This is a genomic window from Nostoc sp. T09, assembly GCF_002154695.1.
In the GTDB taxonomy this organism is placed as follows: domain Bacteria; phylum Cyanobacteriota; class Cyanobacteriia; order Cyanobacteriales; family Nostocaceae; genus Aulosira.
In genome coordinates this window covers 284-25713 of sequence record NZ_MTAV01000153.1, presented here as the reverse complement: position 1 = coordinate 25713, position 25430 = coordinate 284, and the positions used below count along the sequence as shown (strand labels likewise).

Genomic DNA, 25430 nt, shown 5'->3' with positions numbered 1-25430 from the left:
TATACGGACATTTTTAATGAGTCGAAAAGGTCAATCTATTACACTGTCGATATCAGAACGTGATAAAGCCGAGCTAGAAGCGATCGCTCTAGAATTCGGTATGAAGTGGGGCGATCGCCCGAACATATCCAAGTTGATAGAAGAGATCGCCCAACGTAAGTTACTCATCGGTAATAACAACAACTGGTCAGAATCCCGCATCAGGGCGTTACATCGCTGTATTGGTGCATTAACCGATATTGGACAAATCGAACAAGCCCAAATCATTGCAAACTTACTTTTAGAACGCAGCGAATTATCAATCCCACTGCGAACTGAAATCGAAGGTTTCCTAAAAAATCTGCCCCCAGCTTGGCGCTTACAAATAGATAACTACATCCTGCGAAACCAACCATTTCAGCTTTCTTATCAAGATGCAGCAGGGCGCTTACTCAATTTCACAGTTCGTCACGCCAAAGTTACTCCGCACGAAAAGCGTCAATATCTTGATTGCTGGTGTGAGGAAACTGAAGGAAACTTTGATATACCAGAACTACTTCACAACTGGAGTTTACGATTAGACCGGATTACCGATGCTGCTGTGACTTCAATTTCTGGTAAATGGCGTACTAATTTGGATGAAATAACAGTAGAAATGCACTTATTTGCAGGTTTAGCTTTTGCCTATCAAGTCAAACCAGAAGACGATATCAACGAATGGCTACCAGATCAACCACGAGTTAAGCGAGTTATCAGGCGAGTATCTAATACCTTTTGGTTTAGCCGCGAAGTTATGCAGTACGCCCCAGATTGTGTAGTGGTGTCACCGGAGAATTTACGCGATCGCCTTAAACAAAAACTCCGCACTCTATGCCAGTTGTACGATATTGAAACCAGGAAGTAAATTAAATTTACGAGTTGCAAATCAACTTTTGCGACTTGTAAATTAAGTTTCTGACTCATGTTTTAAGTTTGCGACTCGCAAATTAAGTTTTTGAATCGTATTTTAAGTTTCTGGCTCGCAAATCAAGTTTATGATTCGTATTTTAAGTTTTTGAATCGTCTATTAACGTCATGACTCCTAAATCAACTTATATAGCCTTGCAGCATATAAAAGCTATAATAAAAGTATAAATTTGCCCGAATAAGAGAAATTATGCTAGTAAAGGGTAGTTATCTTGTTATTCGTGCATATCTGGTTCAAGATTCTTCCCAATCTTCAATTTGTAATCCATTTACACGACCAAATTCTCCCGTATTGTGCGTTACTAATATCAAATTATTAGCGATCGCTATAGCCGCTATCTGCAAATCATTCGGGCCAATAGGAGTACCCTTAGCTGCCAATTCTGCACGAACTTGTCCATAAATTATTGCTGCTACATCATCAAAGGGGAAAGAAACAAATAAATTGAGAAACTGTTGCTGTCTGGTGAGTGTGGTTTCAGAATTATTACTCCGCATTGCACCATAAAATAGTTCTGCTTTGACTACAGAACAAACAGCAATATCTTCCCTATTTGTTGCCCGTAAACGTTGCCTGACTGCTGGCGATTTACCATTGAGATAACGAGCGCAAACATTAGTATCTAACAAATACCTCACACAATTTCTTCTCTATTTTCAAAATCTCCTTCAGAATCGATAACAATTTGGTCATCTTGACAACTGCCATAAGTCTGTTCAAAAAAACCGGGAGGCCATCCTAATTCTTCTAGTGTTTTTGTTAGGGTAGTGGCTTCAATTGGCTGATAAATTACCATTACTTCTACTTCTTTATCCTTCAAGTCTACCGGAACTTCTAAATGTAAAATGCCATCGTGTCCTACACGGGAACGTATTTTAATACTTTGCATTTCTATTTATCCTTATACAATTTGGTCAATCATCCGGTTCGCCTGGGAACCATAACCGCCGCCAAATAAATTGAAGTGATTGAGAATGTGATACAGGTTATAAAGTGTTTTTCTTTGCTCATAACCTGCATCCAACGGAAAGACTTCGTTATAAGCTTGATAAAAAGCTGCTGGGAAACCACCAAATAATTCTGTCATGGCGATATCAACTTCGCGATCGCCAAAATAAGTTGCAGGATCGAAAATCACTGGTTCTCCAGAAACAGTACACCCAGCATTCCCTCCCCATAAATCGCCGTGTACCAAGGAAGGTTCTACCTGATGATCTGCCAATAATTCCGGGATAGCAGCTAGTAACTTCTCTTGCTTGGGAAAATTACCCCCCCGCCGCCTAGCTAACTGAAATTGATAACCCAAGCGATGTTTAGCATAAAATTGTGCCCAGTCTGCTGTCCAAGTGTTGATTTGGGGTGTGGAACCAATAGTATTGTTAATTTTCCAACCAAAACCTTGACTGCTAGTCGCTTTATGCATCGCCGCTAGCTTCCGCCCCATCTCAGACCAAGATTTGCTATTACGGTTGCTGAGCGTAGTCGAAGCACCTCCCATTTCCAAGCATTCCAACACAATGTAGGCAGAATTACCCGCCGTACCCCAGCACAAGGGTTGAGGAACACGAATACTAGCTGTGATGAGCATTTCCTCCAACCCCAGCGCCTCAGCCTCAAACATGGCGATTTGAGATGCTTGATTGAGCTTGACAAAGTAAGTGCGTTGATTATCAGAGACAGCGTAGCCTTGGTTAATGCACCCACCACTCACAGACCGCTTTTGCTGACTCTGAAATTTTTCGCCAATCACTTGGCTAATATGGGCATCAATTTCTGTCCACATCGTGTTTGTCATTTGTCATTTGTTGCTTTTGTTCCCCTTCCCTTGTCCTCCTTCCCATACCCAATGCTCAATGCCCTATGCCCTATGCTGGCTTGAGGACAACTACACCATAAGCATCGGGAGAAAGATACTGTTGTGCGGCTTGCATCAAGTCGGTTGCTTCCTGGGCTTGAATATTCGCAGGGTAGTTAAAGGCTGGTTCTAAATCTCCTAGCATGGACTGATAGTAACCATACAAGCCAGCGCGATCGCTTGGTGTTTCATTGGCAAAAATAAATCTGTTGGCTACTCTTCGCCGCACCCGCGCAATTTCCGATTCTTTCACTAATTCTGTTTGTAACATGCGCATGTGTTGAGCGATCGCCTCTTCTACTGCCTGTAAGTTTTCTACTGCACACTTAGCCGAAATAAAAAACGTCCCTTGCAGCTGATTACTCATATTACTTACAGAAATCGAAGACACCAGTCTCCGTTCTTCCCGCAAATCCTGCACTAGCCTTGATGTCCGTCCGTGTCCTAAAATTCCTGCTAAAACATCCAATGCATAAGTTTGTTCAATTGGGAACAACCCTGGAACCCGCCACACCATTACTAGCCGTGCTTGCTGGAGAGCTTCATCAATGAATTCTTGACGGACAATTTCTTCAAACGCCGGTTCGGGATTAAGTCCTGAGTCTATCCAGATTTCAGCGTCTTTGGTTTTAGTAGTTTGAGTAATTGCTTGGGCAACAATTTCAATTAATTCTTCTGTAGGCAAATTACCTACAGCCACAGCCGTAATTGATTGAGGTTGATAAAAAACCTTATGGAAATTTCGCATCTGCTGGGCTTGGAGTTGGGAAATCACTGATTCTGGCCCCAATACCGGACGGCGATAGGGTAACCGCTCAAACGCCATCTCCATCGCCCGCCGAAAAGTCCGACGTTGGGGATTATCTTCTGAACGCTTAATTTCTTCCAGAACTACCAAGCGTTCCCGCTCAAAAGCATCATCCTCAATACTGGGATTAAATACTACATCTATTTGTAGTGGAGCCAGATCGGCAAAATCCTTGGGAGCAGTGGTTATATAGTAGTGAGTATAGTCTTGGCTAGTAGCCGCATTAGTAACGGCTCCCCGCTCTTCAATTCGACGTTCAAATTCGCCGCTAGCTAGGCGTTTTGTTCCCTTAAAAATCATATGCTCTAAGAAGTGAGCCATGCCGTTAATGGTATCGGATTCTACCGCCGAGCCAACCTTAATCCACAAACTCAGGTTAACAGCATCAATCGGCATTTGCTCTACTACTATTGTCAAACCGTTGGGTAACTGATGCAGCTTTGGAGCATTAAGACGAGGAAATTTTACCAGGGTTGAGGTCATTGGTAGTTGTGAGTGGTGAGGTGAAAAGCTTGCTTACTCCTTTATCTTATCTACCACTGAAAACAAGTAACGTGATTACTTCAATGCTGAGAATTTGCTTATCCTCTGTAGAAACGATCACATATATTTTTTTAGTACTGACTTTCTTTACGAATTAACTGTTTGAGGAGCAAATTATTCAGTTCAACAGCGTTGTAAAATTATGAATAGTAATATTAAGAATTATAAAAACCAATATCAATGTCCAGGTCTTCGCTTGACAAAAAAGCATCCCGTGTCATCGTCATTGGTGCGGGAATTGGTGGATTGACTGCTGGAGCATTATTAGCTCATCGAGGTTACAGCGTCTTAATTGTAGATCAAGCCCTCGTGCCTGGAGGTTGTGCCTCTACATTTAAACGCAAAGGATTTACCTTTGATGTGGGAGCAACTCAAGTCGCTGGGTTGGAACCAGGAGGAATCCATCACCGGATATTCTCAGAATTAGAAATAGATATTCCCGAAGCGACACCATGCGATCCGGCTTGTGCAGTGTACCTACCTGGTGAATTATCCCCAATCAACGTCTGGCGCGACCCAGAAAAATGGCGGGAAGAACGTCAACGACAATTTCCAGGTAGCGAACGGTTTTGGCAATTGCTGGCGACTTTGTTTCAAGCTAGTTGGGAATTTCAAGGACGCGATCCGGTGCTACCCCCACGCAATTTATGGGACTTATGGCAGCTAACTCAGGCAGTACGTCCGAGTACATTAATTACTGTCCCCTTTACCTTGTTTACCGTAGGTGATGCGCTACGTCTATATGGACTAAGTAACGATCGCCGTTTGCGAACTTTTTTAGATTTACAACTGAAGCTGTATTCCCAAGTCAATGCAGAGGAGACAGCCTTACTGTATGCTGCAACTGCATTAAGCGTATCTCAGCTACCCCAAGGTTTATTTCACCTCCAAGGTAGTATGCAGATACTAAGCGATCGCCTAGTAGAATCCTTAGAAAGAGATGGTGGCAAATTATTACTGCGCCACACTGTCGAAAAAATTACAGTAGAAAATAATCAAGCCACATCTGTAACGATTCGCAATCAGCAAAGCGGTGAAGTCTGGACAGAAACAGCTGACCACATAGTTGCTAATGTTACTGTACAAAACCTAGTACAACTATTGGGCGAACAGGCTCCATTTGGCTATAAACAGCGCGTGGAAAAATTGCCCCCAGCATCCGGCGCGTTTGTTGTGTATTTAGGTGTAGACGCCAGCGCTATTCCGCCTGAATGTCCTCCCCACCTGCAATTTTTACACGATGCCGATGGGCCAATTGGGGAAAATAATTCGCTATTTGTCTCTGTCAGTCATTCCGGAGATGGCCGCGCACCAGATGGGAAAGCGACAATTATTGCTTCTTCTTTTGTAGATCCACTGAAGTGGTGGCGGACTGAGAATTATGAAGAACTCAAACAAAAGTATACAGAAGAAGCGATCGCGCGTTTAGGGCAATACTTCTATCTCAAACCAGAAACGATAGTGCATCAAGAAGCAGCCACACCCCGAACTTTTGCTCATTACACAGCACGCGATCGCGGTATAGTCGGTGGCATTGGTCAACGCATACCTACCTTTGGCCCCTTTGGTTTTGCCAATCGTACACCTATCAACCATCTTTGGTTAGTTGGTGACTCTACTCACCCAGGTGAAGGGACCGCTGGGGTGAGTTACTCAGCGTTGACTGTGGTTAGGCAAATAGCCAGTAATCAGGCAATAGGCAAGAGTTATTAGTTATTTCTCCCTTGCCCCAATCCCTTATCTAGAAAATCCCAGATTACAATCCAGTAATAGTCGGTGACGGCTGCGATTGTTCAGGCACTGGTTGAGGTTCAGGATTAAGAAATTGCCGCCAAGTTCTAATTTGCTCTTGTGCCGCACTGTAAGCCGAACTACCTCTGGGAACCAATTTAGCAGTCTCAATACCCTTATAAATATCAGACTGTCCCTGAGATCGGGCAATATCTAGCAACTGTTGACTCCATTGGTCAATGGCTATATTGGCATCCATACGTAAAATATTACGCCTGGGAACCTGTTGAGCTAATTGTATTGCATCCACCAAGGCTTGTGGCGTACCAGCTAGTGCTGTATCCCGCGCTTTCTGCCAGCTTTCTCTGGCGCGGATTTGCCCTCGCCAATCATCTATAGCCTCTTGTGCTTCACCCGAAAGTGCCCGTCCCGATGAGGCAATTTGTTCAGCAGCGCTAATAGCAGCAGGTAGATTTCCACTCTGGGCTAAGTCTCTTGCTTGATCTAAGTAAGGCTGATCTTGAATTCGCTGAATCTTCGCTATCCAATTGCGGATTTTTCTGCGTGCTTCTGGATACAATGCACGACCATTACGGATTTGGCTAGCCTCGGAGATTGCAGCTTGCAAAGAGTTAACATCTTCTAGCAATGCTATTTGATCGGCACGCTCCAAGAAAGGTCGGTCTTGGATTGTCTCAACTTGGGTTTGCCAGCGTCCCGCCTCTTGTCTGGCTTCTGTAGCGCGGGGGTTACTATTAGGGATGAGCTGCGCTTGGGCGATCGCTGCTGTTAAATCGCTAACTGTTCCTTGGCTAGCTAGGGTTCGTGCTTTTTCTAGGCGGGCAACATCTTCAATTTCCAACTGCCATCGCGCAATCAATTGTTGTGCTTTGTTATACACAGCCCTAGTAGGAGCGATTTGTTGGGCCTGGGAAATTGCTGTCTCTAAACCGGAAATATTCCCGAGCCAGGCACTTCTTTGGGCTTCAGCTAAGCTGATAAAGTCTTCAACTTCCGTTTGCAGTCCGGTATTTTCGGGTATTTGTCTGACAATATCTAGCGCTGTATCTGCATCCCGCTTATCCAAGTTCGTCTGTGCCAAATCCAACATCTTACGTCCAAATGTCGGAATTGACTCTTGAGCTTTCTGATAAACGTAACTAACCTGACTAATTGATTCAGCGATTTTGATGGCTTCAAGTATCTTATCTGCGACGCCACTCTTAGCTAAACTCTCAGCTTTGGCTAACTTTTCACCATCTTCCCTGGCTGTGGCAATTAGCTGATTTAATTGATCGTACTTAGTACTTGCCCAGTATTTATTGTCCAGACGCAGCAATTTAGCAGACAGCATAAAAGCTGATTGCCAGTGCCTTTCCCGCAATTCGGCTTCCGCTTGCTGGTAAATCTCTTCGCCTTTTGACCAGATCGACTGCCATTTGGTAATTTTTTCTTCTACCAATTTATACGCAGCTAAATCGTCAGGTATCTTACGAGCAGTTGCGATCGCCTCATCTAAGTTTCCTGCTTGAAAACTTTGATCGGCTAGTTGCAAAATATCCTGCGACCACCGTTCTATAAAACGATCTGCTTCTCCCCGCAAGGGATGATTTTTTGGCAGTTGCTTTACTAGCCCGATAGCTTGTAGTAAATCAGTTACAGTTTGTTTAGAAGCTGCTAACTGAGCACAGTGTAGCCGTACCGATTCACTAGCTAAAGGCCAGAAAATTTTTGGGCAGTTGGGAGCTGCTGGCAACTTGAATAACATTGCCATAGCCAGGAATCCTATTCCACCAGGAATTAGGGTTAATAATACTAACCACAACACCCAATTTTGCATCCAGCGGGGCAATTTACTGAAAATATAATTGGGTGAAACAGTTTTTTCTGACTGATTATTTAAAGGAAAGCCTTCGGAATTATTGTCTGTTTGCCGCTTCACTGACTTAGAGTTAGAACCAGTAGCTGGAATACCGAATAAATTAGTTTCACCGAATTGTTCTGTTTCGGATAATCTCTTGATTTCATCCGGATCTCTGGATCTGCCTCGGGACCAACTGTCTGTAATATCCCGCTCTGTCATCTCTCACACCAAAATAATTGAATAGCGATCTGTTGTAGATCGATAATTCCATTGTTGCCATAGTAACTTTCTCATTATTAAAAAGCTACCTTTTTTATTATCTCTCTCCACAGATACCATTAACAATTTCAACAATCAGTGCGCTTTTATACCTTAACCTGAAGCCGAAGATTCCGTCTGCAAATCGACAATTAACTGAGCCAACTGATCGCTGCTTGCCTGGTAAACTCGGCCGCAAAAGTCGCAAGTTGCCTCAGCGCCATCATCTTTAACGATCATATCTTGTAGTTCGGCTTCTCCCAAAATTTTTAATGCCCCTAACATCCGGTCAAAGGAGCAACCACAGTGGAAGCGCAGAATTTGGCTTTCGGGAAAGATTGTTAGGCCCATATCTCCTAGCAGGTCTGTGAATATTTCTGGCAAAGTCTTACCTGCTTGCAGCAATGGCGTAAATCCTGCCAAGCCTGCTACCCGTGATTCCAAGGTTGCTACTAAAGCTTCATCTCTGGCTGCTTTGGGTAACACTTGCACTAACAAGCCACCAGCAGCAGTTACCCCGCCTGCTCCAACAAATACACCTAAAACCATAGCTGAAGGTGTTTGCTCAGAATTTACTAGGTAATGAGCCACATCATCACCGATTTCACCAGAAACAAGTTCTACGGTACTAGAGTAAGGGTAGCCATAACCAATATCACGCACAACGTAGAGGAAGCCTTTACCCACTGCACCACCAACATCTAGCTTTCCTTTAGCATTGGGTGGTAATTCTATAAATGGGTTGCCTACATAGCCGCGTACCGTACCATCTAGCCCAGCATCTACCAAAATGCCACTCAAGGGTCCGTCACCCTTGACTCGGAGGTTTACCCTAGACCCAGTTCGCTTCATACTAGAAGCTAGCAACAAGCCGGCTGCCATAGTCCGACCCAGTGCTGCTGTCGCCACATAGGATAGCTTATGACGCTGTTTTGCTTCGTCCGTGAGGCGCGTAGTGATAACACCTACGGCTCGAATCCCACCTTCAGCTGCCGTGGCGCGAATTAATTGATCCGCCATGAAAAACCTTACCAAATAGTATCTTACTAAACGTCCCTGCTGTGAGGCACGGGAATCAAAGTACTATTTAGTATAACTTAGTATAAATCAACTTAACTTAAACATATCATTTGCTACTTAGTTGGGAAAACAGTATTGTTTCTCATTTGCAATTTGGCAATTCTACATTACTGGTTTATATGAAAAAACCAGTAATTTGAATTTTACTAAAGATAATTTATCGAAAGTTTATATAATTATTTGCTAATATCATAGTGATAAGCAAACAATGACTCTTGCAAGCAAGCTCATGTTTGTCAATGTTGATATTTTATAGGTGAATACATCTTTCTCGATTAACCAATAAATTATAAAATTAATTATTCAAGATATAAAAGCAAATATTAAACAATTGTTTTCTGCTTTTTACTACGGTATTTGCCATACTAAAAATAACAACTTGTTTGGGTTGAGTGCAATCCTCCAAAAATGCTGGGTACTTTTCAACAAAGCCAACTGCGAATAGAAATCGAAGCATCAGCAAGTGCAATTCACGACAGTCTGCTGCGTCCTGTGCAATTACAAAAATGGCTGTTAGGGCAACGTTTTGCCCCCGGAATGCCAGAAGAACTACACTCAGGTTTTCAGTTTACTACTTGGACTGGGCCAGTCGCGATTCATCATCAAGTAAACGTCGCCAAACCTAATTGCCTCCGCTTTTTACTGAGTGGAGGAATTGATGGATTTCACGAATGGTATTGGGGAGAAGGTTGGGTGCAATCCCGCTTAGAAGGGGTATCAATACTACCCTTGAATTTGGGGCAAACTCTAAGTTTGTTGAGTTTGCGTCAGTTTTTGGCGACTCAGAAGTAATCATTTGAGTGCTTAATAGTTAAGGACTAAAGCCCTGAGTCCAAACTTATCATCCTTCTCAGTTAATCTACAAATCTGTTAGTAACCTTGCTTTTCTTAATATAAATGTCAATACTGTTTCTTCTTGAACAACAATGTCGGCTGTAACTTCCATACCTGCTTGAATGGCATAGGATTGATTACCTTTGATCAGATACAGCCTATCAGGTTGAATTGTTACCTCATAGTAAGGCTGATCTAGAAGATTATTGTGAACTTGCGGTGTAATTGCATCAGCAGTTATGGCTCTAACAGCACCATTGAGTGTGCCATAATCTGGGTAAGGATAAGCTGAGAACTGCATAATAACTTTACCCTGTGTACATTGACTTACCGGGGTGGCTTTGCAGATGCGTACTTTACTAATATCAGCAGCAGCTACACGGGCTTTAATCAATAAAGGCGCTTGATTTGGGGAGATTTGAGCGATCGCATCACCAGATCTGACAACCTGTCCAGCATTTCTGATTTCTAGTTTCAGAATAGTACCTGTGTCTGAGGCTCGAATAATAGTTTTTTGCAGTTCTGTTGAGACTTGTTTAAATTCTGTTTGAGCAGTATTAATTTGGTTTTGAATTTCAAGTTGACGGCGAATTAATTCTTCTTTTTCTTTCTTCAAAATTGCGAAGGTAGATTCACCCTTAGCTTTTTCTTGGGCAATACGTTCAGTTGCGATCGCCACTGTTGCATTACTAGGGTTAAGTCCAGCTTTGGCGCGTTCTAGTCTAGCCATTGCCGCTTTAAAAGTCTGTTCTTTTTCCTTAATTTGTAGAGTTGCGATCGCGCCTGTATTTCCCAACTGTTGATATCGTTTCATTTCCTCCCTAGCCAATTCCAAAGAGGCTTCTGCTTCTTGCACTTGTGTCTGAGTAGTAATCTTTTGGTCTTGATAATCTCGTTGGTTGCGACTTAAGTCAGCTTGAGCAGAGGCGATCGCCCTTTGCATGGAATTGGATTCAGCAGTGATTTGTGTTTGTAAAGCCTTGATTTGGGCAGCGATTTGTAATACCTGTAAATTATTCTGCCGAATAGTGTGAATAATTTGGCTTTTTTTAGTCTCAAGTTGAGAAGAGTCAATGTAAGCGATCGCATCTCCCTGACTCACCACCTGATTTTCTTTCACTACAATACTTTTGACGATTCCCTCACTAGTTGCTTGTACTAACCGTACATCCCCAGCAGGGCGGACTGTAGCTAATGCTTTAACGGTGACATTATATCGAGTCAGCGCAGCTAAGATAACTGCTGCACTCATAGTCCCGATGAGAAAGAAACCCCCTAATATTGTCCAAAGGCTAATTGGCGGTAGAAATTGGTCACTACTGATTGGGCGAATTAAGTCTGGACTGGGTTCGCTATGCATGAGCGCGAGGATTAAATAGGCAGTATATCAATTTACACATAAATAACCAAGTAGAGCCAATGGAAATATCACTGGGTTAACTTAGGCTGCCTGAATTTAACTCTAACCTTTGGTGGTTAATACTTGCTCAACTGTTAACTCTAACTCTGCAAAATTTGCCTTTACTTAATTCTAATTTGGCTTTACCACTAACACTGAACAAGCAGCCTCTTCTACCACTTGGCTACTAACAGAACCTTGGACAATTCGCTTCATCCCAGTTAACCCACGACTGCCAATGACGATCAAATCAGCCTTGTAAATATTGGCAAGGCGAATAATCTCGTCAGCCGGATCGCCAGTTACTAGTTCTAATTCGCTTTTAACTGATAAATTTTCTTGGTATGATTGCAGCTGTTTTTCAATTTGGAAAAAAGAAAATGTTGGTGACTCTGAATGAGGCCGATCAGCGGGCAGTTCCATCTCTGACTCTGGTGTAGAAAACACATGGCAAAGAATAACTTTGGTGTCTTCTGATAAAACAAACTCGTTTAAACTCTGAATTACTCGTTCTGCAATTTCCGAACCGTCCAGAGCTACCAAAATAGTTTTTAGCACCGCTCCCGTCTCCTCAAGAGTAGACCTCTTAAATAAATACCTGGTGAAGTTTATTGGTAACTACACCAATAATTTTCCAGATGTAAACCGAGTTTATATAGTACTCAATTCCCCAAAATTCTAGTTTGCAGGCACTGAGTTGACTTTTACCAAAAGTATAAGCAAAAATTTAACATTCTCAATCACTCTTCACGCTGAATTCGGCGTCTTACTGAATCGGCATGGGAGGGTAGACCCTCTACTGCTGCTAGTATGTCAATTGTACCAGCCACCTTTTCGAGTGCAGTTTGCGAGTATTGGATAATACTGGAGTGTTTGAGGAAAGTTTCCACACCCAATGCTGAAGCGTAGCGGGCAGCACCAGAAGTTGGCAAGGTGTGATTAGGTCCTGCCAAATAGTGCCCTACCGCTTCTGGTGTTGAGTCACCCAAAAAGATTGCTCCTGCATGGCGAATTTTCGGCAGTAGTTCCCAAGGGTCTTGAATTTCTAATTCCAGATGCTGGGGGGCAAACTCATTCGAGAGTTCTGCTGCTGCTTCTAGGGATTCCACAATCACAATCAAACCATAATGAGCGATCGCTTTTTCCGTGTCTATCCGCCGTGGATGATCTACTAATTGTCTTTCCACGGCTACTTGTACGTTTTTAGCCAAAGCAGCATCCGTAGTCAGCAAAATCGCTGCCGCCATCGGGTCGTGTTCGGCTGGTGCCAATAAGTCAGCGGCAACATGTACGGGATTTGCGGTTTCATCAGCAATAATTAGCACCTCACTTGGTCCTGCCAAACAATCAATGCCAACGTTGCCGTAGACCAATTTTTTTGCCAAGGTGACATAAATATTGCCTGGACCAGCAATCACATTCACTTTCGGAATCGTTTCTGTACCATAGGCTAAAGCCGCGATCGCCTGAGCGCCCCCAACGCGATAAATTTCCTGTATTCCGGCTTCTTGGGCAGCTACCAACACAACCGGATGAATTGCTTTTCCTACTCCTGGCGGTGTTACCATTACCACCCGAGGTACACCAGCTACTTTTGCTGGAATTGCATTCATCAGTACTGTACTGGGATAGACAACACGACCACCAGGCACATACAAGCCTGCACGATCCACTGGAGTGTAGCGTTTGCCCAGCACTACATCGTTATCGCCAAAGTGCACCCAGCTTTTAGGGACTCGCTGATTATGAAACGCTTCAATTTGTTGGCAAGCCAGCCGAATTGCCACCAGCAACTCCTTGGACACTTGTTGGTAAGCCGCATCCAGTTCTAAACCTGTAACACGCAGTTCTTCTGGCTTGAGGGTTTGGTTATCAAATTCGGCTGTATAATGCAACACAGCTTTGTTACCTTGGCGCTTCACTGCTTGTAACACTTCTCGCACCGTCGCCTCTTTGTGAAGCACCTGTTCGTCATGGGTGCGATCGCAGATACGTTGTAGTTCTGCTCTAACGTCTGCCTGCTGAGTAATAATTCGCAGCATGGAGTAAGGACAATGCCAAAATTAGAATGTTCCCGCCTGAGAATTAGTCTTGCTTTTTCCCAAAGGAGGTACCAAGCTTACTCTAATTCTCTTCTCTAGCTTAACCTGGATTTTTTTGATACTTCCAGGGTTCTTACATCTGGGTTGCTTGAGTAGGCGACTTCATTGCTCAGTCTGACAAGCCAAGTCTTGGCTTGCAGCAAGGAGTAGGCGTGCCAATTCCTACCACCCTTTTACCCCATCCATTAATCACTTGCCAGAATGGATATAATGTGTTTGTACATTGACTCACCCTGAATTGGAAAGGAGTTAGGGTCTGAGTATAATTTTTACTTACTTTTCCTAATTTTAGTAGCTAAAAATGTATAGAAACTCGATCAGTCGTTTCTCTCAATTTAAGCCTTGAACTTCAGTTATTTTACAGTTTTTCCCTCCAACAATATATTCTGATGTGGAAGACAGACTACATTGTCAGCCTTACTTCCAACCCATACAAATGGTGAGCTAGAATAGTTATATTGAAGTAACTTATATTAACGCATTTCTCAGATCGACAGCACACCTACTACCGCTCCTTTGAAAGTCAAAGCTCAAAAATCGTAATTTCAGGGTAGGCAATGCCCAGCGAAATTATGAATCAGTTGCAACAAGGAGCCTATGTTTCTCAGCGCAAGCGAATTGGTTCTTCAATTTTGCACAGCGACAATAGTATGTAACTGTGAAGACTACAGAGGTAAATCAGGATACAACGAGAGTTGGCGCTGCGACTGCAACTGGAGAGATTAACCAGCTTGTCACTCAGTGTCGTTGCCATTTTTTCCCGACCTGCGGCTAGATATCAAGAAAATTAAGACAATGATATTTTTTCGGAAATCTTAACATTGGCAATATGGATGCTATATTAGTAAATCTAGTAGTGTGTGTACATATTAATAGTCTTTTTGGAACTGACTGTGGCGAATACAAAGTCCTCTCTTAAGCGCGCCCAAATCGCAGAACGCAATCGACTGCGTAATAAAGCATACAAATCAGCTGTCAAGACGCTGATGAAGAAATACCTGAATGCAGTACAAGTCTATTCAGCTAATCCCACTCCCGAGTTAAATCAACAAGTACAGGAGCGATTAGCTGAGGCTTACAGCAAAATCGACAAAGCCGTAAAGCGAGGTGTGCTTCACCCCAACAACGGGGCAAGGAAAAAGTCAAGATTGGCTCATAAAATCAAACCACTTACACAAACAGCACAGTAGTCCAAAATCATTCAGTCATTAGTCTTGTACTAATGACAATGATTAATGACTTTTAACCAAGATGCAGCTAATTGACACCCACGTTCACATCAATTTTGACGTTTTCCAGCCAGATTTAGCAGCAGTGCGATTGCGATGGCAAGAAGCAGGTGTAGTACGTTTAGTACATTCCTGTGTAGAGCCATCAGAATTTTCCAGTATCCAAGCCATAGCGCACGAGTTTCCCGAACTCAGCTTTGCCGTAGGCTTACATCCTCTAGATGCTAAGCAATGGAATAGCCAGACAGGCGATGAAATTTTAAATTTAGCTCGTTCTGACTCAAAAGTAGTAGCGATGGGAGAAATGGGGCTGGATTTGCACAAAGCAGATAACTACGAGCAACAACGCATGGTATTTGAGGCGCAACTAGCAATTGCCAGTGAACTCAACTTACCTGTGATTATCCACTGCCGTGATGCCGCACCTCAAGTAAGAGATGTGTTGCAAAAATGGCGGGAACAAAAAGGAGACAGTGTTCGGGGTGTGATGCATTGTTGGGGGGGAACACCAGAAGAAGCGCAATGGGTTATTGACTTGGGCTTCTACATTAGTTTTAGTGGGACAGTTACCTTCAAAAACGCCAAGCAGATCCAATCTACAGCCACTATGGTGAGGAGCGATCGCCTGCTAATTGAAACAGACTGTCCTTTTCTGGCTCCCGTTCCTAAACGAGGCGTAGGTAGAAATGAACCAGCCTACGTCCGTTATGTAGCAGAGTACCTAGCTCATCTGCGTGGGGAATCTGTGGAGGCGATCGCAAACCAAACCACCCAGAATGCTTGTGAATTATTTGGTCTTGTACTATAGAGTTTCTCAGTAACTGTGTCTGGGTGTGTAAAAAAATAAAACCTTAGGAGGACAAGAATATGCTAAAATTATTTCCTCCAAAACATTTTGCTTGCGCCATAATGATAAAGGAAGGAAATTAGAACTCCTAAGCTTAATTTTGGGCTGTTACCAACTTGACCATTCCAATTCTGAAAGAACTCACCCTCTGGGTGTCTACGCTCCTTCTCCGCAGGGGTTGACCATCCTCCTCTCTCTACAAGCGGATGTTATTCGACGATCGCAAAGCCTGATAATCTGGCGTTGATCTACAATCTTTCAGAAGATTCCCTTTTCCGTATTTACCCTATAGAAAACTGTTAAACGTAATTGCCTTGTGAGTATAACCCAGCAAGATAAACCCATACTAAATCAGAGTCGGTTACAAGCCGATCGGTTCCTTAGTTTTAGGATATCACCGTGAATTTAAATATAGAGGGGTATTGACGACACAACAGTATAAAGCTGCGGAGGCTAATTAACGCGGTTTTGGGAGGGGAAGTGACGAAAGCAAATTTAATTTCAGACTATCTCAGCCATCTGCTTTTGAGAAATCAATCTAGTAGCTGGTTATTAGTTATAATTGTCACTCCATGAAGGGTGTTTTCCCCCTTGTCAAGATAGCACTTTCCCGCTTCAATTTCTGCGTTTGCCCACACCTGTAAATCCCAGGTGGTCGTAAGGAGAAGTTCCCAAACAGCTACGGACACTGGCTAGCGGTGGGAAACGTTAAAAAGCAGTGTCCAATGGTAAGTTTAACCAGGTTGACAAAGGTAGAGGCATGACGAACGAAACATATATGGAACCCGCCTTTCTGTTGCCCGACTTGATTGAAATCCAGCGTTCAAGCTTCCGTTGGTTTTTAGAAGAAGGGCTAATAGAAGAACTTAACTCCTTTAGTCCGATCACAGACTACACTGGCAAACTAGAGCTGCACTTTTTAGGTCAAAACTACAAACTCAAAGAACCGAAGTACAGTGTCGAAGAAGCCAAACGGCGGGATAGTACCTATGCCGTACAAATGTATGTCCCCACACGGCTACTCAACAAAGAAACTGGGGATATCAAAGAACAAGAAGTCTTTATTGGCGATCTGCCTTTGATGACCGATCGTGGCACCTTTATTATTAACGGAGCCGAACGGGTAATCGTCAACCAAATTGTGCGATCGCCTGGAGTTTATTACAAATCGGAAATTGATAAAAACGGACGACGCACTTATTCAGCTAGCTTAATTCCTAACCGAGGGGCGTGGCTGAAATTTGAAACAGACCGTAACGATTTGGTGTGGGTACGGATTGATAAAACCCGTAAACTCTCAGCCCAAGTACTATTAAAAGCTTTGGGTTTATCAGATAACGAAATTTTTGACGCTTTACGTCACCCTGAGTATTTCCAAAAAACCATCGAAAAAGAAGGGCAATTTTCGGAAGAAGAAGCCCTGATGGAGTTATATCGCAAATTGCGTCCTGGTGAACCACCCACAGTATTGGGTGGACAACAACTATTAGACTCTCGATTCTTCGATCCCAAACGTTACGATTTAGGTCGTGTGGGGCGGTACAAGCTCAACAAAAAATTGCGGCTGTCTGTTCCCGACACCATGCGCGTCTTGACTCCAGGGGATATCTTGGCAGCAGTAGACTACCTAATTAACTTGGAATATGACATTGGTAATATTGACGACATTGATCACTTAGGAAATCGCCGAGTGCGAAGTGTCGGTGAACTACTGCAAAACCAAGTGCGGGTAGGCTTAAACCGCCTAGAAAGAATTATTAGGGAACGGATGACTGTATCTGACGCGGAAGTTCTCACCCCAGCTTCCCTAGTCAATCCCAAACCACTGGTAGCCGCAATTAAAGAATTCTTTGGCTCTAGCCAATTAAGTCAGTTCATGGATCAAACCAATCCTCTAGCAGAACTGACACACAAACGCCGCCTCTCTGCTCTTGGTCCTGGTGGTTTAACCAGAGAACGGGCTGGGTTTGCTGTACGGGATATTCATCCCAGTCACTACGGACGGATTTGCCCCATTGAAACTCCTGAAGGACCCAACGCTGGTTTGATTGGCTCCTTAGCAACTCATGCGCGGGTAAACCAATACGGCTTTTTGGAAACACCATTTAGACCAGTAGAAAATGCCCGGGTGAGGTTTGACCTGCCGCCAGCGTACATGACCGCCGATGAAGAAGACGACTTACGAGTCGCTCCCGGGGATATCCCCATTGATGAAAATGGCCTGATCATTGGCCCTCAAGTGCCAGTGCGCTATCGCCAGGAATTCTCCACCACCACCCCAGAGCAAGTGGACTACGTAGCTGTATCTCCAGTACAGATTGTATCTGTTGCTACAAGCATGATTCCCTTCTTGGAGCATGACGACGCTAACCGGGCACTGATGGGTTCCAACATGCAACGGCAAGCAGTACCCCTGCTCAAACCAGAGCGTCCGTTAGTGGGAACAGGCTTAGAAGCCCAAGGTGCAAGGGATTCCGGGATGGTAATCGTATCCCGCACCGATGGCGATGTGGTTTATGTCGATGCCACAGAAATACGTGTCCGAGTCAAGAACTCAAATTCAGAAATTAAGTACACCCTTTCCAAATATCAGCGCTCCAACCAAGATACCTGCCTCAACCAAAAGCCCCTCGTGCGTATAGGTGAGCGAGTTGTTGCTGGTCAGGTGTTAGCTGATGGCTCCTCCACAGAAGGTGGAGAATTGGCCCTTGGTCAAAATATCGTCGTTGCTTATATGCCTTGGGAAGGCTACAACTACGAAGACGCAATTTTGATTTCTGAAAGATTGGTGCAGGATGATGTCTACACTTCAATTCACATTGAAAAATATGAAATTGAGGCTAGGCAGACAAAACTCGGTCCTGAAGAAATTACGCGAGAAATTCCCAACGTTGGGGAAGATGCTCTGCGCCAACTTGATGAACAGGGAATCATTCGCATTGGGGCATGGGTAGAAGCTGGTGATATCTTAGTCGGAAAAGTTACACCTAAAGGTGAATCCGATCAACCTCCTGAAGAAAAACTGCTCCGGGCGATTTTCGGGGAAAAAGCGCGGGATGTACGTGATAACTCCCTGCGAGTTCCCAACGGTGAAAAAGGGCGCGTCGTTGACGTACGTCTATTTACCCGTGAACAAGGGGATGAACTACCACCAGGAGCCAACATGGTAGTCCGGGTGTATGTAGCCCAGAAACGGAAAATCCAAGTCGGCGACAAAATGGCAGGACGGCACGGCAATAAGGGGATTATTTCCCGCATCTTGCCCTTGGAAGACATGCCTTACTTGCCCGATGGTTCACCAGTAGATATTGTCCTCAATCCCTTGGGTGTACCTAGCCGGATGAATGTTGGACAGGTATTTGAGTGTCTGTTGGGATGGGCAGGTCAGAACTTGGGCGTGCGGTTTAAGATTACTCCTTTTGATGAAATGTATGGGGAAGAATCATCCCGCCGCATTGTACATGGCAAATTGCAAGAAGCACGAGATGAAACCGGCAGAAATTGGGTATACAACCCCGATGATCCTGGCAAAATCATGGTGTTTGATGGTCGCACAGGCGAACCCTTTGACCGTCCTATAACCGTAGGCGTAGCTTACATGTTGAAGCTAGTGCATTTGGTGGATGACAAAATCCACGCCCGTTCAACAGGACCCTACTCTCTCGTTACCCAGCAACCCTTGGGTGGTAAAGCGCAACAAGGTGGTCAGCGCTTTGGAGAAATGGAAGTGTGGGCATTGGAAGCCTTTGGTGCAGCTTACACCTTGCAGGAATTGTTGACAGTTAAATCTGACGATATGCAGGGACGCAATGAAGCCCTCAACGCCATTGTTAAAGGTAAGGCAATCCCCAGGCCTGGAACACCAGAGTCCTTTAAAGTGTTGATGCGAGAACTGCAATCCTTAGGGTTAGATATTGCCGTCCACAAAGTAGAAACCCAAGCAGATGGCAGCTCCTTAGATGTGGAAGTCGATTTGATGGCAGACCAATCAGCCCGTCGCACACCGCCTCGACCCACCTATGAATCTCTTTCCCGTGAATCACTGGAAGATGACGAGTAAACATTAGGTAATAGGGCATGGGTAATAGGGGAACGGCATAAATATTAATGCCTAATGCCCGATGCCTAATGACGCCAGTTCGACGCCACTTGCTTCAACGGGGGGAACCCCCGCAACGCAGTGGCTCCTCAAGTCGGGAAACCCGCCCACGCGACTGGCTGCCCAATGCCCGATGCCAAATTTCAACCTAAAAACTAAATATACTCATAACTCAGAACTCAGTACTTAAGTATGAGAAACGCCCAAACTAATCAGTTTGACTACGTTAAAATCGGCTTGGCATCACCAGAACGCATTCGACAATGGGGCGAACGCACTTTGCCTAACGGTCAGGTTGTCGGTGAAGTTACCAAGCCAGAGACAATTAATTACCGTACTCTCAAGCCAGAGATGGACGGTTTATTCTGCGAACGCATCTTTGGTCCGGCAAAAGATTGGGAATGTCATTGCGGCAAATATAAAAGAGTGCGTCACAGAGGTATAGTCTGCGAACGCTGTGGTGTAGAAGTCACCGAGTCACGGGTGCGGCGGCACCGCATGGGATATATTAAACTCGCCGCCCCAGTGGCACACGTCTGGTATCTCAAGGGTATTCCTAGCTATATTTCCATTCTGCTAGATATGCCCTTGCGGGATGTGGAGCAAATCGTCTATTTCAACTCTTATGTTGTTCTTAGCCCAGGTAACGCCGAAACCTTATCCTACAAACAGTTACTCAGTGAAGACCAGTGGCTGGAAATTGAAGACCAAATTTATAGTGAAGATTCCCAGCTACAGGGTGTAGAGGTAGGAATTGGTGCTGAGGCCCTGTTACACTTGCTCGCCGATATTAATTTAGAACAAGAAGCTGAAAGCCTACGCGAAGAAATTGGCAATGCCAAAGGACAAAAGCGGGCAAAGTTAATTAAACGGTTGCGGGTAATTGACAACTTTATCGCCACAGGTTCTAAACCAGAGTGGATGGTGATGGCAGTCATTCCTGTGATCCCCCCTGACTTACGTCCAATGGTGCAACTTGATGGCGGTCGGTTTGCAACCAGTGATTTGAATGATTTATATCGACGGGTAATTAACCGAAATAATCGTCTGGCACGCCTACAAGAAATTTTGGCACCAGAAATTATTGTGCGGAACGAAAAGCGGATGTTGCAAGAGGCAGTAGACGCTTTGATTGACAATGGTCGCCGGGGTCGCACTGTCGTAGGAGCAAATAACCGTCCTTTGAAATCCTTGTCCGACATTATTGAGGGTAAGCAAGGACGCTTCCGGCAAAACTTGTTGGGTAAACGGGTTGACTACTCTGGTCGTTCCGTAATTGTAGTCGGACCAAAACTAAATATCCACCAGTGCGGTTTACCTAGAGAAATGGCAATTGAGCTATTTCAACCCTTTGTGATCAATCGCTTGATTCGCAGCGGTATGGTCAACAACATCAAAGCCGCGAAAAAACTCATATCACGCAACGATCCCAGTGTGTGGGATGTACTGGAAGAAGTGATTGAAGGACACCCAGTACTGCTCAACCGGGCACCAACACTGCACCGTTTAGGTATTCAGGCATTTGAGCCAATTTTAGTGGAAGGTAGAGCAATTCAACTCCATCCATTAGTATGTCCAGCATTTAACGCTGACTTTGACGGCGACCAAATGGCGGTACACGTTCCCCTGTCTTTAGAAAGTCAGGCAGAAGCGCGGTTGTTGATGCTGGCTTCTAACAATATATTGTCGCCAGCTACTGGAAAACCAATTATTACACCCAGCCAAGACATGGTGTTGGGGGCATATTACTTAACCGCAGAAAATCCCGATGCTACCAAAGGGGCGGGACGGTATTTTGCTTCTCTCGAAGATGTAATTATGGCTTTCCAGCAAGAGCAAATTGACTTGCACGCCTATATCTATGTGCGGTTTGACGGGGAAGTAGAATCAGACGGGCCAGATACAGAACCGCTAGAAGTTACCGAAAACAACGATGGCAGCCGGACTTTGCTCTATAAATACCGCCGAGTCAGAGAAGACGCTAAGGGGAATTTGCTGTCTCAGTATGTCCGCACCACACCAGGTCGCGTTATTTACAACAAGGCAATTCAGGAAGCACTGGCAAGCTAACTTGGGGATGAATCACTCATGACTAATGAAAACACGATTTTTCGCAATCGCGTAGTTGATAAAGGCCAATTGAGAAATTTAATTTCCTGGTCCTTTGTAAATTACGGGACAGCGCGTACCGCAGTTATGGCGGACAAATTGAAAGACTTGGGATTTCGCTATGCCACCAAAGCTGGGGTGTCCATCAGTGTAGATGATTTGATGGTGCCACCTTCCAAGCGAGCGCTCCTGGAAGCAGCCGAAGAAGAAATTCGCGCTACCGAGGCTCGTTACCAACGGGGGGAAATCACAGAAGTCGAACGCTTCCAAAAAGTAATTGATACCTGGAACGGTACCAGTGAAGCTTTAAAAGACGAAGTAGTCGTTCACTTTAAAAAAACCAATCCTCTCAACTCCGTATATATGATGGCATTCTCCGGCGCACGGGGTAACATCTCCCAAGTACGGCAGTTGGTGGGGATGCGGGGATTGATGGCAGACCCCCAAGGGGAAATTATTGACTTACCGATCAAAACCAACTTCCGTGAAGGACTCACCGTCACAGAATACATTATTTCGTCTTACGGTGCCCGGAAAGGCTTAGTAGATACTGCCTTGCGGACGGCTGACTCTGGTTATCTCACCCGTCGTCTGGTAGATGTATCCCAGGATGTGATTATCCGGGAATTTGATTGTGGTACTACCAGAGGTATTCCCATACGGGCAATGGTAGAAGGTGGAAAAACTAAAATTCCTCTAGCTACACGCTTACATGGACGGGTAATAGCTGAAGATGTAGTGCACCCCACTACAAAAGAAGTGATAGCCCCACGTAATACCCCAGTTTCAGATGAATTGGCCGCAAAAATTCAAAAATCTGGCGTGAGTGAAGTCTTCACGCGATCGCCCTTGACTTGTGAAGCGGCACGTTCAGTTTGCCAACACTGTTACGGCTGGAGTTTAGCCCATGCCAAGATGGTGGACTTAGGCGAAGCCGTTGGGATTATTGCCGCTCAAAGTATCGGGGAACCCGGAACCCAGCTAACCATGCGGACATTCCACACTGGTGGTGTGTTTACTGGGGAAGTAGCACAGCAAGTACGCTCAAAAATCGATGGTACTGTTAAGATTCCTCGGAAACTAAAAGTCAGACCATATCGCACTCGGCACGGTGAAGAGGCTCTGTATGTTGAGGCCAATGGTATCCTGCATCTGGAACCAAAAAAAGAAGGAACTGATATTCCACCTCACCAAGAAGTGCATCTAACGCAAGGTTCGACACTATATGTCTTCGACGGACACCAAGTAAAACAGGGTCAGTTGCTGGCAGAAGTTGCCCTCGGTGGACGGACAACTCGTGCTAACACCGAAAAAGCGGTGAAAGATGTAGCTACAGACTTGGCTGGGGAAGTACAGTTTGCCGAAGTTGTTCCCGAACAAAAAACAGACCGCCAAGGTAATACCACAACCACAGCCGCAAGGGGTGGTTTGATTTGGATTTTGTCTGGGGAAGTTTACAACTTACCTCCTGGTGCAGAATTAGTTGTCAAAACTGGAGATGCGATCGCCTCAAATGGTGTATTGGCAGAAACCAAATTAACTACTTTACACGGTGGTGCAGTCCGTTTGCCAGAAGCTACTCCCGGCAAGAGTACCAGAGAAATCGAGATTATCACTGCTTCTGTGGTCTTAGACCAAGCCACAGTCACCGTTCAAAGCTCTCAAGGTCGTAATAACTACCTAGTCTCCACTGGTAACAACCAGGTTTTTAACCTCAGAGCCACCCCAGGCACAAAAGTACAAAATGGTCAAGTTGTAGCTGAATTAATTGATGACCGCTATCGCACCACCACTGGGGGCTTCCTGAAATTTGCCGGCGTAGAAGTCCAGAAAAAAGGTAAAGCCAAACTAGGTTATGAAGTGGTACAGGGAGGCACCTTGCTGTGGATTCCCGAAGAAAGCCACGAAGTCAATAAAGACATCTCCTTGCTATTAGTCGAAGACGGACAGTTTGTTGAAGCCGGTACCGAAGTAGTTAAGGATATCTTTTGCCAAAATAGCGGTGTGGTGGAAGTCACCCAGAAAAACGACATCCTACGGGAAGTAGTGATTAAGCCAGGTGAACTGCTGATGGTAGACGATCCCGAAGCAGTCATCGGCCGAGACAACACCTTTATTCAGCCAGGTGAAGAATTCCAAGGCACAGTTGCCACCGAATTACGCTATATCCAGTATGTGGAGTCACCAGAAGGTCCAGCACTATTGAGCCGTCCAGTAGTGGAGTTTGCTGTCCCCAGCAATCCAGATGTGCCTTCTACTACATCTGTAAGCCAACAAACTGGGCGTTCAATTCAGTTACGAGCAGTACAAAGACTACCTTACAAAGATTCCGAACGTGTCAAGTCTGTGGAAGGTGTAGAACTGCTACGTACCCAACTAGTATTGGAAATCGAGCAGGAAGGCGAACATGACCATAACGCTTCTCCCCTAGCTGCTGATATTGAATTAGTACCCGATACCGAAGACCCAGATGTTCAACGCTTGCAGTTGGTGATTTTGGAATCCTTGGTAATTCGTCGAGATATCGCTGCCGACGCTACCCAAGGTAGTACCCAAACCTCGCTGGAAGTACATGATGGGCAAAGCATCGCCCCTGGTGCAGTAGTCGCCCGTACCCAAATCTTGTGTAAAGAAGGGGGTACAGTCCGGGGTGTGCAAAAAGGCGCAGAAAATGTCCGCCGCTGTTTGGTGTTACGCGACAGTGTTGACAAAATTACAATCAATACTAATGTCCAACCCAATGTAAAAGTGGGAGACTTGCTAGTCGAAGGCGCAGAAATCGCCCCTGGAGTCTTTGCTCCCGAATCTGGGCAAGTCATCAATGTCAAGAATAGTGCAGCTGCGGCTGGGAATGGGGAATCAGCTCTCAGTACTCAAAAATACTCGGTTTCTCTGCGCGTTGGTCGTCCCTATCGAGTCAGCCCTGGTGCTGTGTTGCAGATAGAGGATGGTGATTTGGTACAGCGTGGTGATAATTTGGTATTGCTGGTATTTGAACGTGCCAAAACTGGGGACATTATTCAAGGTTTGCCCCGGATTGAGGAACTACTAGAAGCCCGGAAACCCAAAGAAGCTTGTATCTTATGTCGTCGTACTGGCGAATTGAAGGTAGTTTACGGCGATGGCGATGAAGCGATCGCAATTAAAGTAGTAGAACCCAATGGAGTAGTCACAGATTATCCCCTAGGCCCAGGACAAAATTTAGTGATGACAGATGGGTCTCATGTAATAGCGGGACAACCCCTGACTGATGGCCCTTCCAACCCACATGAAATTTTGGAAATCTTCTTCAGCCTGGGTTCTGAAGATGGAGTCTATGCTTGTGCTAGCCATGCTTTACAGAAAGTGCAAACATTTCTCGTGAACGAAGTGCAGTTAGTGTATCAGTCCCAAGGTATTGATATTGCTGACAAACACATAGAAGTGATTGTTCGCCAGATGACCAATAAAGTCCGGATTGATGATGGTGGAGACACCACCATGCTTCCTGGGGAATTGGTCGAATTGCGCCAAGTTGAGCAGGTGAATGAAGCAATGGCAATTACTGGCGGTGCGCGGGCACAGTATACCCCCGTATTGTTAGGGATAACTAAAGCATCTTTGAACACAGATAGCTTTATTTCTGCTGCCTCCTTCCAAGAAACCACCAGGGTATTAACTGAAGCCGCCATTGAAGGCAAATCTGACTGGTTGCGGGGATTAAAAGAAAACGTGATTATCGGACGA

General features: G+C 44.8%; 15 protein-coding genes and 1 pseudogene. 7 read left to right on the top strand and 9 right to left on the bottom strand.

Features of this window, described 5'->3' with window-relative positions; translation table 11 throughout:
- Positions 1–16 precede the first annotated feature (16 nt).
- Complete coding sequence (locus tag BV372_RS27045) at positions 17–883, top strand: YafY family protein (RefSeq protein ID WP_086689575.1); 867 nt, start codon at positions 17–19, stop codon at positions 881–883.
- A 296-nt stretch (positions 884–1179) separates the two neighbouring features.
- Here the strand turns inward: BV372_RS27045 and BV372_RS27040 are convergent, their stop codons facing one another.
- The 4 genes from BV372_RS27040 to BV372_RS27025 form a co-directional block, all read right to left on the bottom strand.
- Entirely contained in the window at positions 1180–1584 is a 405-nt protein-coding gene (locus BV372_RS27040) for a type II toxin-antitoxin system VapC family toxin (RefSeq protein ID WP_086689574.1), read from the bottom strand.
- Complete coding sequence (locus BV372_RS27035; protein WP_086689573.1) at positions 1581–1835, bottom strand: hypothetical protein; 255 nt, start codon at positions 1833–1835, stop codon at positions 1581–1583. The genes BV372_RS27040 and BV372_RS27035 overlap by 4 nt, the downstream gene beginning before the upstream one ends.
- A gap of 12 nt (positions 1836–1847) precedes the next feature.
- The gene (locus BV372_RS27030; protein WP_086689572.1) at positions 1848–2729 is read right to left on the bottom strand and encodes a fructosamine kinase family protein; all 882 of its coding nucleotides are present in this window, start codon (positions 2727–2729) and stop codon (positions 1848–1850) included.
- An 82-nt stretch (positions 2730–2811) separates the two neighbouring features.
- Positions 2812–4092, bottom strand: a complete 1281-nt coding sequence (locus BV372_RS27025; protein ID WP_086689571.1) for a pitrilysin family protein — start codon at positions 4090–4092, stop codon at positions 2812–2814.
- A 240-nt stretch (positions 4093–4332) separates the two neighbouring features.
- Between BV372_RS27025 and crtD the strand changes: the two genes are divergently transcribed.
- A complete protein-coding gene (gene crtD / locus BV372_RS27020) occupies positions 4333–5865 on the top strand; it encodes a C-3',4' desaturase CrtD (protein ID WP_086689570.1) in 1533 nt (510 codons plus the stop codon).
- 43 nt (positions 5866–5908) lie between these two features.
- Here the strand turns inward: crtD and BV372_RS27015 are convergent, their stop codons facing one another.
- Together BV372_RS27015 and hslO are read right to left on the bottom strand one after the other, a co-directional pair.
- Positions 5909–7966, bottom strand: coding sequence for a chromosome segregation ATPase (locus BV372_RS27015; RefSeq protein WP_086689569.1), 2058 nt, complete (start codon positions 7964–7966; stop codon positions 5909–5911).
- A gap of 153 nt (positions 7967–8119) precedes the next feature.
- Positions 8120–9025 carry an Hsp33 family molecular chaperone HslO gene (hslO, locus tag BV372_RS27010; protein ID WP_086689568.1) on the bottom strand — a complete coding sequence of 302 codons (906 nt, stop codon included), beginning with the start codon at positions 9023–9025 and terminating at the stop codon, positions 8120–8122.
- 468 nt (positions 9026–9493) lie between these two features.
- Here hslO and BV372_RS27005 point away from each other — a divergent pair, with 468 nt between their 5' ends.
- Positions 9494–9877 (top strand): hypothetical protein, encoded by a 384-nt coding sequence (locus BV372_RS27005; RefSeq protein WP_086689567.1) that lies wholly within the window; start codon positions 9494–9496, stop codon positions 9875–9877.
- Between the two features lie 67 nt (positions 9878–9944).
- Here the strand turns inward: BV372_RS27005 and BV372_RS27000 are convergent, their stop codons facing one another.
- The 3 genes from BV372_RS27000 to hisD form a co-directional block, all read right to left on the bottom strand.
- Positions 9945–11279, bottom strand: a complete 1335-nt coding sequence (locus tag BV372_RS27000) for an HlyD family efflux transporter periplasmic adaptor subunit (RefSeq protein ID WP_086689566.1) — start codon at positions 11277–11279, stop codon at positions 9945–9947.
- Between the two features lie 171 nt (positions 11280–11450).
- Positions 11451–11876 (bottom strand): universal stress protein, encoded by a 426-nt coding sequence (locus BV372_RS26995; protein ID WP_086689565.1) that lies wholly within the window; start codon positions 11874–11876, stop codon positions 11451–11453.
- 182 nt (positions 11877–12058) lie between these two features.
- Positions 12059–13360 (bottom strand): histidinol dehydrogenase, encoded by a 1302-nt coding sequence (hisD, locus tag BV372_RS26990; RefSeq protein WP_086689564.1) that lies wholly within the window; start codon positions 13358–13360, stop codon positions 12059–12061.
- Positions 13361–14313: 953 nt separating this feature from the next.
- On the opposite strand from hisD, the gene rpsT reads away from it, so the two are divergent.
- From rpsT to BV372_RS26965, 4 genes and pseudogenes are all read left to right on the top strand, one after another.
- Entirely contained in the window at positions 14314–14610 is a 297-nt protein-coding gene (gene rpsT, locus BV372_RS26985) for a 30S ribosomal protein S20 (protein WP_179198250.1), read from the top strand.
- A gap of 61 nt (positions 14611–14671) precedes the next feature.
- Positions 14672–15457 carry a TatD family hydrolase gene (locus BV372_RS26980; protein WP_086689562.1) on the top strand — a complete coding sequence of 262 codons (786 nt, stop codon included), beginning with the start codon at positions 14672–14674 and terminating at the stop codon, positions 15455–15457.
- A gap of 799 nt (positions 15458–16256) precedes the next feature.
- Positions 16257–19556 (top strand): DNA-directed RNA polymerase subunit beta, encoded by a 3300-nt coding sequence (gene rpoB, locus BV372_RS26975; RefSeq protein ID WP_086689561.1) that lies wholly within the window; start codon positions 16257–16259, stop codon positions 19554–19556.
- A 231-nt stretch (positions 19557–19787) separates the two neighbouring features.
- Positions 19788–25430 (top strand): annotated as a pseudogene (locus BV372_RS26965) (DNA-directed RNA polymerase subunit beta''); the annotation flags it as partial.